Below are 12,654 nucleotides of genomic sequence, written 5' to 3' on the forward strand. Positions count from 1 at the left end.
GACGAAGTGAACGGGTGATCCCCATCACACTGTAGGTCCGTTCGGTGCCGCCGCGCCGACTACAGCGCGGTGAGTCCGTGCGGACGGGTGTTCATCGGCTCGCACCCGTCGGCGGTGACGACGACGATGTCCTCGATCCGCGCACCCCAGCTGCCCCGGAAATAGATGCCCGGCTCGATGCTGAACGCCATCCCCGCCACGAGTTCGATGCGGTTACCCGCGACAATGTACGGCTCCTCGTGCACGGACAGCCCGATCCCGTGGCCGGTGCGGTGCACGAACGCCTGCGCCAACCCCACGCCAGCGAGTACATCCCGCGCCGCGGCGTCCACCGACTCGGCGGTCACCCCCGGCCGCACCGCGTCCACCGCCGCCCGCTGGGCCCGCTCAAGCGCCGCGAACCGCTCCGCGACCTCCGCGGTGGGCTCGCCGATGCTGTAGGTGCGGGTGCTGTCCGAGTTATAGCCGGGCGCAACCGGACCCCCGATGTCGATCACCACCACGTCCCCGTCCGCGATCACCCGATCCGACACCTCGTGGTGCGGGTCCGCGCCGTGCGGGCCCGACCCGACGATCACAAACTCCGCCGCGGTGTGCCTTTCCTCGACGATCGCCGCCGCGATGTCGGCCGCCACCGCGGCCTCGGTCCGGCCCGCCCGCAGCCACTCCCCCATCCTGGCGTGCACCCGGTCGATCGCCGCCCCGGCCCGCCGCAGCGCGTCGATCTCGGCCGCGTCCTTGACCATGCGCAACTCGCGCAGCACCCCGGTCGCCAGCACCGGGGGCGCACCGAGCGCCGCGGACAGCGGGATCACGTGCAGCGCGGGCATCGCCTCGGCGACCGCGGTCCGCCCCGGCGTCGGCAGCAGCGACCCCACCAGCGCGTACGGGTCGACGCCGTCCACCCAATCCCGCACCGACAGACCGAGATCCGCGACCGCGGACTCGCCGAGACCGGCCAGCTCGAGCGTCGGGACCACCACCGCCGGGGTGCCCCCGTCCGCGGGAATCACCAGGCAGGTGAGCCGCTCGAACGACGCGGCCCCCGACCCGACCAGGTATTTCAGGTCCGGTCCCGGCGTGATGAGCAGTGCATCGAGGCCCGCTGCCGCGGTCAACGCGGCGGCACGACGCAGACGGTCGGCGTAGACGGCGGTCGGGAAGCGGGCTGCCGATGACTCGCTCGATGCACTCATGGGAGTCAACCCTAGTTCTCTTTGGCAGGATGGGCCGCATGACCGGACCCCTCCTTCTCCTCGACGGCGCGAGCCTGTGGTTCCGCGCGTATTACGCACTCCCCGAATCGTTCACGGCCGCCGACGGCCGCCCGGTCAACGCGGTGCGGGGGTTCACCGACATGGTCGCGTCCCTGATCACCCGGCACCGGCCGGGGCGGCTGGTGGTCTGCCTCGACCTCGACTGGCGCCCCGGCTTCCGCGTCGACCTGGTGCCGTCGTACAAGGCGCACCGGGTCGCCGAACCGCACGAGGCCGGACCGGACGTCGAGGAGGTGCCCGACACGTTGACCCCGCAGGTCGACATGATCATGGACGTTCTCGCCGCAGCGGGGATCGCCACCGCGGGCGCCGTCGGCTACGAGGCCGACGACGTGCTCGGCGCCCTCGCCGCCCGCGAACGCGACGACACGGTGGTGGTGGTCAGCGGCGACCGGGACCTGCTGCAAGTGGTCTCCGACGATCCGGTGCCGGTGCGGGTGCTGTACGTCGGGCGCGGGCTGGCGAAGGCCGAACTGTTCGGCCCGGCCGAGGTCGCCGAGAAGTACGGTGTTCCCGCCGACCGTCCCGGACCCGGCTACGCCGAACTGGCATTGCTGCGCGGCGACCCGTCCGACGGGCTTCCCGGCGTCCGGGGGGTCGGCGAGAAGACCGCGTCCGCCCTGCTGCAGCAGTACGGATCCGTCGCAGCCCTCCGCGCCGCAGTCGACGACCCGGACTCCGGTCTTGCGAAGGGGATTCGCGGCAAGCTCGCGGCGTCCGCCGACTATCTCGACGCCGCGCTGCCGGTGGTGCGGGTTGCCACCGACGCGCCGGTCGACCTGTCGGGTCCCGATGTTCTGCCCGCCGACCCCGTCGACCCCGACCGGCTCGCCGCGCTCGCCGAGGAGCTCGCGATCGGCGCGTCGATCGGGCGGCTGACGACGGCGATGGCCGCGTCCCGGGCCGAGTAGGGCGGCCGTGTCCTACCGCCGGTTCCGCAGGGTGAGGTAGGCGTCGAGCTGCGCCGCGCCCGCGAGCAGGTCCCGCCCGCGGGTCGTCAGCCGCTCCTGCCAGGAGTCGAGGAAGACGCTCAGCGCGTCCGCGCCACCGGCCTCCCGAAGCGACTGCACGAACCGGGCGATCCGCGGCAGCGGGTAGCCGCCGCGACGCAGCGCTCGCGCGATTTCCGCCTCCCGAACGCGGTCGGGTCCGTAGCGGCGGTATCCCGTCACCCGGTCCCGGTCGGGGTGGACGATGCCCGCACTCTCCCAGGCCCGCAGTGTCGCCGCATGGACGCCGATCCGGTGCGCGAGCTCCCCGACGGTCAGCGGCGGGCCCGGCACCGGCTCCGGCGCCGAGGACGACAGCGCCCCGAGCGTCGCCGCAACCTCGAATCGGGTCTCGCGTTCGGTGAGCAGCGCCGCGTGGGTCGCGTCGACGAGGCGGAAGACCGACTCCGGATCGTCGCGGTGGGTGGCGCGCATGATCTCGACCGCGCGGCGATGCCCGTGACCGCGACGCAGAGCGAGGAAGGCGCGCAGGGCCTGCGCGTGCAGCGGCGTGTAGCGCCGGTGGCCTGCCGCCGACCGATCGGCTGGCGGCAGCGCCCCGGCGTCCTCGTAGTTGCGGATCGCCTGCGCCGACACCCCGTGTTCCCTGGCCAGATCGACGGGTCGCACAGCGCACCCCCTGTTTGAGGTTTTTGGGCCATCAGGCCAGGTGATTGTGGCCAAACTTCACACGAATCTTCAACGATACCGTCGAGTGCACCACTACGAGAATGGGGTGCACTCATGTTCGATGCCACCGCGCTGCGCGGGATCGGCAGGCCGCTCGACGATCCGGCAACCCTGGGACGAACCGTCGACGACCTGCTCCGCGGCCGGTCCGCTCCGCCCACCCTGCTCGCCCTTGGCGAGCCGACTCACGGGATCGACGCCTTCCCGGCGCTGCGCAACGACCTGCTGCGGCACCTCGTCGGGCGGGGATTCCGGTCGATCGTGCTGGAGACCGACATCTTCGCCGCCGGCGTCGTCGACGCCTTCGTGGCCGGTGCGGACGTCGATATCGACACCGTCCTCGCCACCGGATTCAGTCACGGCTTCGGCACGCTCCCGGGCAACCGAGAGCTCCTCGACTGGCTCCGCGGCCACAACGCCGGTCGCGCGCCCCACGACCGGGTCCGGTTCCACGGCTTCGACGCGCCGCTCGAGTTCGCCAGCGCGCCGAGCCCCCGGCACTCGCTGTCCGTCGCCGTCGACCACCTGCCCGCGGCGCTGCGACCGGAGGCCGTCCGCGACCTCGACGGATTGCTCGGCGACGAGGCGGACTGGACCAACGAGGCCGCGATGTACGACCCGACCGTATCCGTCGGCGGCACCGCCCGAGCCCGAACACTGCGCGGCGTTGCCGACGCCGTCGCCGACGCGCTGCACCACGCGGCGCCCGACCCGGACTCCGCCGGTCACGATCTCGCGGTCGCGCATGCCCGCACCGCGCGGGGACTGCTGCGCTATCACGCCGCGATGGCAACGCCGTCCCCCGACCGGATCGCGACCCTGCTCGGGATCCGTTCGGAGCTGATGGCGGCGAACCTGCTCGCGATCGTCGCGCGGGAGCAGGGGCGCGGCCCTGGCCTGGTGTTCGCGCACAACGCCCACCTCCGGCGGGCGCCGTCCGAGACCCTGGCCGGGGCCGGGGCGGGTGAACTCGTCGGACGCGCGCTCGGCGACCGGTACCTGTTCGTGGCCGCCGACGCCGCGCCGGACAACGCACCGGGCACCCTGCAGGGCATGCTCGCCGCGGCGACCACCCGCCGCTCCCTGTTCGCCGCGCCTGCGCTCCGGGCCGCCCTGCCGCCCACGGTGGAGGCCGGGGATCCGATCGTCCGCGGCCACCTCCCGCTGACTCGGGGCGACCTCGATCGCGCCGACGCGGTCGTGTTCGTCGCCGACAGCGACGGCGCGCAGCATCGCTACTGGTAGCACGCCCTACCCGGCGGTCGGGCGGCTCACCTCGTAGGTGCCGTCGTCGTCGGTGAACGTCACCGTGACCTTCTGCGGCTCACCGTCGACCTCGAGCGTGCAGGTGAACGTCGCCCCGGCGGCGACCTTCTGATCGGCCGGGCACACCACGTCCGCCACGTCGGTGAGACCGTACGACCCGGTCAGCACCTGCGCGACGCCCTTCTGCGCGGCGGTCCGATCGAGGGTGGCGCCGCCGACCATCTGGACCGCAAGGACCGCCACCGCGACGACGACCGCCGCCCCGATGCCGACACCGATCCACATCGGCAGCTTCGACTTCGGGGCGGCCGCCGCCTGCTGCGGGTACGGCGCCTGCGGGTATCCCGGTTGCTGCGGGTACCCGCCGGGCGGCGGATACTGGCCGGGCTGCGGGTGCTGCATGAACTGGCCGGACGGCGGCGCCTGCGGGTACTGCGGCGGCGCCGGATACTGCTGACCCGGGTACGGCGGCGCGGGGTACTGTCCGCTGGGCTGCTGTCCCGTCGGGTACCCGGACGGGTACGGGGCGGGATACTGGCCGTACTGGGCCTGCGGATACTGCACCGGGTACTGCGGGGGGACGTACTGCTGCTCGGCGCTCCACGCCTGCTGGCTCCACTGCGGCTGCGGCTGCTGCGGCAGCGCGGTCGTCGCCGACGGGGTAGCGGGTTCCGGTCCGGTGGCCGGCGGTGTCGGTGGCTGTGGTGTCGCCTCGGGCGCCGGGTCACCGTTCTGGCGGTCGTCGCCGACCCCGCCGTCGGTCCCTCCGTTGTCCGGACCACTCATCTGCCGCCTCCACTCGTCGCTGCTCACACGTCACGAACCCCCGTCTCCACCCTCGTTGCACGAACCCCCGGGTGGCGGCAGAGCGCGACCAAATCCAACCACACGGCCCCGGCCGCCCCGGCGGCGCCGGTCAGGCCGCGTCGATCGCGACCACCCCGCGCCGGATCGCGCCGACCGCCTTCGCCGCCGCCGACCGCACCTCCGGATCCGGCGCCGTCTGGTGCACCTGGTCGAGCAGATCGATCACCTGCCTGCACCAGCGCACGAAATCACCCGCGGACAGCGCCTGGCCGCGGTCGCCCGCCGCGAGCAGCGCATCGACGAGGGGTTCACCGCGCGCCCACAGGTGGATCGCGGCGACGAACCCGAAGTCCGGTTCCCGGGTCAACGGAAGCTTGTGCCGGACCTCGTCGGTCCGCAGCGCCGACCACAACTGCACCGTCTCGCCGAGCGCATGCCGAATCGGCGCGGTCGGGCCACGATCGGTCGTCGACGCGTCCTGCCGGGACTCGAACACCAACGCCGACACGACCGCGGCCAGTTCGGCGGGCGCCAGACCCTTCCAGGTGCCGCGCCGCAGGCACTCCGCGACCAGCAGGTCACTCTCGGAGTACAGCCGCATCAGCCGGTGCCCCTGCTCGGTGACCGCCCCCGCATCGGTGTACCCCCGCTCGGCCAGCAACCGGAGGATCCGGTCGAAGGTGCGGGCCAGCGAATTCGTCGTCGCGGCCACCTTCTGCCGCTTCCCGTCGAGGTCCCTGGCCAGCGTGTTGTACCGCTCCCCGATCCGGCTCAACCGGTCCCGGTCCGGTGCGGTGTGGCAGGGATGGGCCCGCAGCGCCCGACGCAGCGCGGCCAACTCCCCGTCGTGCGCCGCGGCCGACCTGCGCTTCGGGTGCCTGCCGGGGGCGACGATCCCGGTGCTGCGCAGCGCCGACGCCAGATCGCGCCGGGTACGGGCGGTGTTGTGCTGGACGTGCCGCGGCAACCGCATCGTGCCCAGCGCCTTCGCGGGCGCCGGGAAGTCCGCCGCCGAGATGCGGCCAGCCCACTTGTCCTCGGTCAGCACCAGCGGCCGCGGATCGGTCGGGTCCGCGTCGGGTTCGAGCACCACGGCAAGACCCGATCGGCGGCCGGCCGGGATGGCGATCACGTCGCCGCGCCGCAGCGTCGTCAGCGCAGCAACCGCGTCCCGGCGGCGATCGGTGCGGCCCTGCCGTTCCAGCTGCCGTTCCCTGGTCCGAACCCGCTCCCGCAGCTGCGCGTACTCGAAGAACTCGCCGTCCTCGCCGCCGAGTTGATCCCGCAGCCCCGCGAGCGCCTGCTCGTCCCGCTCGATCGACCGGACCAGGCCGACGACCGACCGGTCGGCCTGGAACTGTGCGAACGACCGCTCCAGCAGCGACCGCGACTCGGCCGCGCCCATCCGGTCGATCAGGTTGATCGACATGTTGTAGGACGGTCGGAACGAACTGCGCAGCGGGAAGGTGCGGGTCGACGCGAGCCCCGCCACCTCGGTCGCCTCGACGCCGGGCTGCCAGAGCACGACCGCGTGCCCCTCGATGTCGATGCCGCGCCGACCCGCCCGGCCGGTCAGCTGGGTGTACTCGCCCGGCGTCAGCTCGGCGTGGGTCTCCCCGTTGTACTTCACGAGGCGTTCGAGGACCACGGTCCTGGCGGGCATGTTGATGCCCAGCGCCAGCGTCTCGGTGGCGAACACCGCCCGCACCAGCCCCTTGACGAACAGTTCCTCGACGGTGTGTCGGAACGCGGGCAGCATCCCGGCGTGGTGACCAGCGATGCCCCGTTCGAGACCCTCCCGCCATTCCCAGTACCCCAACACCGCCAGGTCGTGTTTGGGCAGGTCACCGGTGTGCCTGTCGATGATCGCGGCGATCTCCTCGGCCTGATCCTCGGTGGTCAGCCGCAACCGGGACCGCAGGCACTGCGTCACCGCGGCGTCGCACCCGGCGCGGCTGAAGATGAACGTGATCGCCGGCAGCAGCCCCTCCTCGTCGAGGCGGGCGATCACCTCCGGCCGGGGCAGCGGCCGAGTCGCGGAACTCGGTGCCGGGCCGCGACCCCGACCGCGGGGCTGCCAGGTGTCGTGGCGGTCAAGGGCCTGACGCTGCTTGAGATGCCGCACCAGGTCCCGGTCGATGACCAGTCGGGCCGCCGGGTCGGCGGACTGCGAGGTGGTGTCGAAGAGGTCGAACAGGCGACGGCCGACCATCATGTGCTGAAACAGCGGGATCGGCCGCACCTCGTCGACGACGACCTCGGTGTCGCCGCGGACGGTGCCCATCCACGCGCCGAACTCCTCCGCATTGCTCACCGTCGCGGACAGGCTGACCAGCCGCACCTCCTCCGGAAGGTGCAGGATCACCTCCTCCCACACCGCGCCGCGGAACCGGTCGGCGAGGTAGTGCACCTCGTCCATCACCACGTGGGAGAGCCCGCGCAGCGTCGGCGAGTTCGCGTACAGCATGTTCCGCAGCACCTCGGTCGTCATCACGACCACCGGTGCGTCGGAATTGATGCTGACGTCGCCGGTGAGCAGCCCGACCGACGCCTTCCCGTAGCGGTCGACCAGGTCGGCGTACTTCTGATTGCTCAACGCCTTGATCGGGGTGGTGTAGAAGCACTTGCGACCCGACACCAGGGCCAGGTGCACGGCGAACTCGCCGATCACCGTCTTGCCCGCACCCGTCGGCGCGCAGACCAGCACCCCGTGCCCGGATTCGAGCGCGCGGCAGGCCTCCAGCTGGAAGCCGTCCAGCGGAAAGTTCAGCAGGCTCGCGAAGACGTCCAGTTCCACACCGTCAGGTTGCACACCGTCAGGCTAACGACAGACACCGACCGCGCCGCGGCGGGCGTGGTCGGTGTCCGATGGTTGTCGCGGTCGGTGACGGTCAGAGGGTGTCCGAGTAGTCGACCCGCGCGGGCGACGCGATGTCGGCGGCGTCGTCGAGGGGGGACGCCTCGTCGTCGTCGAGTGCTCCCCAGCCTGCCGAGGCCTTGCGCTGCTTGCGCCTGTCGTTGAGGCGGGCGACCTGGATCGCGACCTCGAGCAGCACGGTCAACGCGAGCGCAAGGACCAGCATCGAGAACGGGTCCTGCCCCGGCGTCGCGATCGCCGCGAACACGAACATCGCCATGATCAGCCCGCGCCGCCACGACGACAGCTTCTCGTAGGTGAGGATGCCGACCGCGTTGAGCGCGACGATCAGCAGGGGGATCTCGAAGCTGACACCGAAGATGATCAGCAGGTTGATCAGAAACCCGAAGTACTCCGCGCCGCCGAGCGCGGTCACCTGCACGTCCCCGCCGATCGTCAGCAGGAAGTGCAGGGCCTTCGCCACGATCAGGTACGCCAGCACCGCGCCGCCGACGAACAGCGCCGCCGCCGAGGCGACGAACCCGATCGCGTAGCGACGTTCCTGGTTGTGCAGACCCGGAGTGATGAACGCCCACAGCTGGTACAGCCAGACGGGGCAGGCCAGCACGATGCCTGCGGTGAACGCGACCTTGAACCGAAGCATGAACTGCTCGAACGGGGCGATCGCGAGGAGGCGGCACTCGCCGTCGTCGGTCAGGTCCGCGCGGGCCTCCGACGGCAGCGAACAGTACGGGCCGCGGAGGATGTCACCGAGGCTGTCCATGCCGAAGATCTGGTGCGAATACCAGAAGAAGCCGAAGGCGGTCGTCACGAGGATCGCGAGGATCGACCACAGCAGCCGCGTGCGCAGCTCATACAGGTGGTCGATCAACGACATCGTGCCGTCGGGGTTGACCCGGCGCCTGCTGCGCCGCGGGTCGAAGGGGATACGCACTGATGGGGGCCCTTGGTTCTGCTCAGCAGTGAACCGGGGCGGGTCCGCCCCGGTCGCACGGTCGGACTAGGACGCCTTGGGCTCCGTGCGTACTGCGTCGGTCGCCGTGGCCTGCGCGTCGGGGGCCGAGGCGGGCAGCTGCGAGGGAGCGGCCGGGGCGGCGGCAGTGGAGGCGCCGTCGTTCTGCATCTCCTTGACCTCGCTCTTGAAGATGCGCAGGGAGCGACCGAGGCCGCGGGCCGCGTCGGGCAGCTTCTTCGAACCGAACAGGATCACGACGACCAGCGCCACAATGGCCCAGTGCCAGGGGCTCATTGCACCCATTTTTACCTCCAGGAATCAGTTGGCACGATGCTACCGGACGCTCGGCGGTCCTGAGGGGTGGAATGCCCGGACTCACGTGCCCGTCGAGTGTCGGTACAGGTCGAGGGCCGCGCTCGCCCTGGCCCGAATGGACTCCGACAATTCCGGCGGACCGATCACCCGGACCCCCGGACCGAACCCCGCCATCAGCCGGGCCATCCACGCCGACGACGCGTACCGCATCGACGCCTCGACCACGCCGTCCGCGCCGACCACCACGTCCGTCATCGGGTAGTAGTCCAGCACCCAGGCGTGGTCCGGTGCGATCGCGAGCCGCGCCTGCGGGAGCGTCGCGTCGTCGTGGAACAGTTCCAGCGACGCCGACACGTCGTACCCGTCCCCCGGCGGCCGCGCCTGCTCGTCAAGCTCGGTGGCCGCGTCGATCCGGTCGTATCGGAACAGCCGCACCCCCCCTGCCTGCCTGCACCACGCCTGCAGATAGCTGTGGTTGTCGACAGCGACCACCCGGATCGGGTCGACCACCCGCTCGGTCACCGCGTCCCTGGACGCCGAGAAGTAGGTGATCCTCAGCGCGTTTCCCCGGCGCACCGCGGACCGGACAGCAGCGACGACAGGGCTCTCCGGCCCGGGGTCGGCCACCGACTGCGTCAGCACGCCCCCGGCCGCGACACCAGCAGCCGATTCGATCTTCGCGATCGCCCCCTGCACCGAGGAGGGGTCCGCGGTCCCCGGCAACTCCCCTACCGCCCGCAACGCGATCAGCAGCGCCGTCGCTTCCGTCGAGGTCAGCCGCAGCGGCCGATCGATCCCGGCCGCGAAGGTGACCGCGACCGTCTCCTCCTCGAAGGACAGGTCGATCAGGTCACCCGGCCCGTACCCGGGCAGCCCACACACCCACAACTGGTTCAGGTCGGTCGTCAACTGCGCCACCGACACCCCCAGCTCGGCGGCGGCCGCACTCTTCGTGATCCCCGGATTGGCAACAAAGTACGGAACCATGTTCAGCAGTCGCGAGAGCCGCTGTGTCAGCCGCTGGCTCATCGGGCCCCTCCCGCGGCGACCGTGAGGCGGGCGATCACGTCGGACCGCAACGACTCCGGTTCCAGCACCAACGCATCCTCCCCGTAGCCGGCGATCAGTCGCGAGATCCAGTCCCGGGACCGCACCGGGACGTCGAGCACCACCCCGTCCCGCCCGGCGACCGTCATCGGGCGCAGCGGGCGGCCGAGGCGGCGCAGTTCGTGGGCACGCCCGTCCCGCACCCACACCGTCGCGGCGCCGGACACCCACGCGGTGCCCACCGCACGCCCGACCAGTGCACGCAGGTCCGCCCCGTCCGGTTTGCGCACCGCACCCCGCGGCCCGACCGGGACGACCTCGTCCCCGATCCGCGACAGCCGGAAGGTGCGCGTGGCGTCCCGGTCGACATCATGTCCGACCACGTACCAGCGGCCGTCATGGGTGACAACACCCCACGGCTCGAGATGCCTGGTCGTGACCGGCGCGGTTCGCGCGGAGCGATGCTCGAAACGGATCGCGCGACCGGCCTCGATCGCGGCGAGCACCGCCTCCAGGGCAGGTTCCGACCCGCGGGCCCGCGCGGGCAGCGCCGTGAACAAGGCCGCCGCGGATTCCCGATCGACGGCCACTCCCGCCGCCCGCAGCTTCAACACCGCCCCCTGCGCGGCCGACCCCAACTCCGGGGACTCGAGCAGCTGCACCGCGATCGCGACGGCGGCGGACTCCTCGCTGGTCAGGTCGATCTCCGGCAGCGCGTACGCCTCGGGGCTGATCCGGTAGCCCTCAACCGTGCCGAACCGGGACGCCTGCCCCACCTCCAACGGAACCCCCAGGTCCCGCAGCTCGTTCTTGTCCCGCTCGAACATCCGCGAGAACGCCTCGTCGCTCGCCGATTCGTCGTAGCCCGCAACGCTCTGACGGATCTTGTCCGCCGTCAGGAACTGTCGGGTCGAGAGCAGGCAGATGACGAGGTTCATCAGCCGCTCGACTTTGCTGGTCGCCACGGATCAGCAGCCTAGGACATGCCCCGACGGCACCACTACATTGATGCGATCAGACGCTCGACGCGCTCGTCGACAGACCGGAACGGGTCCTTGCACAGCACGGTTCGCTGGGCCTGGTCGTTCAGCTTCAGGTGCACCCAGTCCACGGTGAAGTCCCGGCCCGCGTCCTGGGCGGCGGCGATGAAGTCGCCGCGCAGCTTCGCCCGGGTGGTCTGCGGTGGGGTGTTCACGGCGGCGTCGATCTGATCGTCCTCGGTCACCCGCTTCGCCAGACCCTTGCGCTGCAGCAGATCGAACACCCCGCGGCCGCGCTTGATGTCGTGGTAGGCGAGGTCGAGCTGCGCGATCCGCGGATCGGCGAGCTCCAGATTGTGCTTGTCCTGGTACCGCTGGAACAGCTTCCGCTTGATCACCCAGTCGATCTCGGTGTCCACCTTCGCGAAGTCCTGGGACTCGACCGCGTCGAGGATCCGCCCCCAGAGCTCAACGACCTGCTCGACCTGGGGGTCGGGCTCACGGTTGCGGAGATGCTCGACCGCCCGCGCGTGGTATTCGCGCTGGATGTCGAGGGCACTGGCCTGCCGCCCCCCGGCGAGCCGGACGGGCCGCCGTCCGGTCATGTCGTGACTGACCTCGCGAATGGCGCGGATCGGGTTGTCGAGGGCGAAGTCACGGAACGAGACGCCCGCCTCGATCATCTCCAGCACCAGCGCCGCGGAACCGACCTTGAGCATCGTGGTGGTCTCGGCCATGTTCGAATCGCCGACAATCACATGCAGGCGACGGTACTTCTCGGCGTCCGCGTGCGGCTCGTCCCTGGTGTTGATGATCGGCCGGGACCGGGTGGTCGCGGACGAGACGCCCTCCCAGATGTGTTCGGCGCGTTGCGACAGGCAGAATGTCGCCGACTTGGGGGTCTGCAGGACCTTCCCAGCTCCGCAGATCAGTTGGCGGGTCACCAGGAACGGCAGCAGGACATCCGAGATGCGGGAGAACTCCCCGGCCCGAACCACGAGGAAGTTCTCGTGGCAGCCGTAGGAGTTGCCCGCCGAATCGGTGTTGTTCTTGAACAGGTAGATGTCCCCGCCGATGCCCTCCTCGGCGAGCCGCTGCTCGGCGTCGACGAGCAGATCCTCGAGGACCCGTTCCCCGGCCCGGTCGTGGGTGACGAGCTGAGCGAGCCCGTCGCACTCGGCGGTCGCGTACTCCGGGTGCGATCCCACGTCGAGGTACAGGCGTGCGCCGTTCCTGAGGAACACATTGGAGCTCCGCCCCCACGACACGACCCGGCGGAACAGGTACCGGGCCACCTCGTCCGGGCTCAACCTGCGATGCCCGTGGAAGGTGCACGTCACCCCGAATTCGGTCTCAATTCCCATGATTCGCCGCTGCACACCTCGACAGTACAACGCCGGAGGTCTCCGATACGGTGTTCCTCGTCGGCCTTCCCGCCGTAGCGTGGGAA

11 protein-coding genes are annotated in these 12,654 nt (G+C 71.1%); 2 read left to right on the plus strand and 9 right to left on the minus strand.

Annotated features, from left to right (window positions below; genetic code table 11):
- Positions 1-59: 59 nt before the first annotated feature.
- On the minus strand, positions 60-1,196 hold the full coding sequence (locus ACFWPA_RS00875; RefSeq protein ID WP_378569434.1) for a M24 family metallopeptidase: 1,137 nt from the start codon (positions 1,194-1,196) through the stop codon (positions 60-62).
- A 38-nt stretch (positions 1,197-1,234) separates the two neighbouring features.
- On the opposite strand from ACFWPA_RS00875, the gene ACFWPA_RS00880 reads away from it, so the two are divergent.
- The gene (locus ACFWPA_RS00880) at positions 1,235-2,188 is read left to right on the plus strand and encodes a 5'-3' exonuclease H3TH domain-containing protein (RefSeq protein ID WP_378507113.1); all 954 of its coding nucleotides are present in this window, start codon (positions 1,235-1,237) and stop codon (positions 2,186-2,188) included.
- Between the two features lie 12 nt (positions 2,189-2,200).
- On the opposite strand, the gene ACFWPA_RS00885 is transcribed toward ACFWPA_RS00880, so the two are convergent.
- Entirely contained in the window at positions 2,201-2,896 is a 696-nt protein-coding gene (locus ACFWPA_RS00885; RefSeq protein ID WP_378507112.1) for a MerR family transcriptional regulator, read from the minus strand.
- 114 nt (positions 2,897-3,010) lie between these two features.
- Between ACFWPA_RS00885 and ACFWPA_RS00890 the strand changes: the two genes are divergently transcribed.
- A complete protein-coding gene (locus ACFWPA_RS00890; RefSeq protein ID WP_378569436.1) occupies positions 3,011-4,201 on the plus strand; it encodes an erythromycin esterase family protein in 1,191 nt (396 codons plus the stop codon).
- Positions 4,202-4,207: 6 nt separating this feature from the next.
- Here the strand turns inward: ACFWPA_RS00890 and ACFWPA_RS00895 are convergent, their stop codons facing one another.
- The 7 genes from ACFWPA_RS00895 to pafA form a co-directional block, all read right to left on the minus strand.
- Positions 4,208-5,008: a DUF4333 domain-containing protein gene (locus ACFWPA_RS00895; RefSeq protein ID WP_378569438.1), complete on the minus strand. Its 801-nt coding sequence runs from the start codon at positions 5,006-5,008 to the stop codon at positions 4,208-4,210.
- 130 nt (positions 5,009-5,138) lie between these two features.
- Positions 5,139-7,841, minus strand: a complete 2,703-nt coding sequence (locus tag ACFWPA_RS00900; RefSeq protein WP_378507109.1) for a DEAD/DEAH box helicase — start codon at positions 7,839-7,841, stop codon at positions 5,139-5,141.
- 79 nt (positions 7,842-7,920) lie between these two features.
- Positions 7,921-8,841 (minus strand): twin-arginine translocase subunit TatC, encoded by a 921-nt coding sequence (tatC, locus tag ACFWPA_RS00905; RefSeq protein WP_378507108.1) that lies wholly within the window; start codon positions 8,839-8,841, stop codon positions 7,921-7,923.
- A 66-nt stretch (positions 8,842-8,907) separates the two neighbouring features.
- Entirely contained in the window at positions 8,908-9,165 is a 258-nt protein-coding gene (gene tatA, locus ACFWPA_RS00910; protein WP_378507107.1) for a Sec-independent protein translocase subunit TatA, read from the minus strand.
- A gap of 72 nt (positions 9,166-9,237) precedes the next feature.
- The gene (locus ACFWPA_RS00915; RefSeq protein WP_378507106.1) at positions 9,238-10,206 is read right to left on the minus strand and encodes a helix-turn-helix transcriptional regulator; all 969 of its coding nucleotides are present in this window, start codon (positions 10,204-10,206) and stop codon (positions 9,238-9,240) included.
- The gene (locus ACFWPA_RS00920; protein WP_378569440.1) at positions 10,203-11,189 is read right to left on the minus strand and encodes a helix-turn-helix transcriptional regulator; all 987 of its coding nucleotides are present in this window, start codon (positions 11,187-11,189) and stop codon (positions 10,203-10,205) included. The genes ACFWPA_RS00915 and ACFWPA_RS00920 overlap by 4 nt, the downstream gene beginning before the upstream one ends.
- A 35-nt stretch (positions 11,190-11,224) precedes the next feature.
- Positions 11,225-12,583 carry a Pup--protein ligase gene (pafA, locus tag ACFWPA_RS00925; protein WP_378507104.1) on the minus strand — a complete coding sequence of 453 codons (1,359 nt, stop codon included), beginning with the start codon at positions 12,581-12,583 and terminating at the stop codon, positions 11,225-11,227.
- Between the last annotated feature and the right edge of the window lie 71 nt (positions 12,584-12,654).

The organism is Rhodococcus sp. NPDC058505 (genome assembly GCF_042720095.1).
Taxonomy (GTDB): Bacteria; Actinomycetota; Actinomycetes; order Mycobacteriales; family Mycobacteriaceae; genus Rhodococcus_G.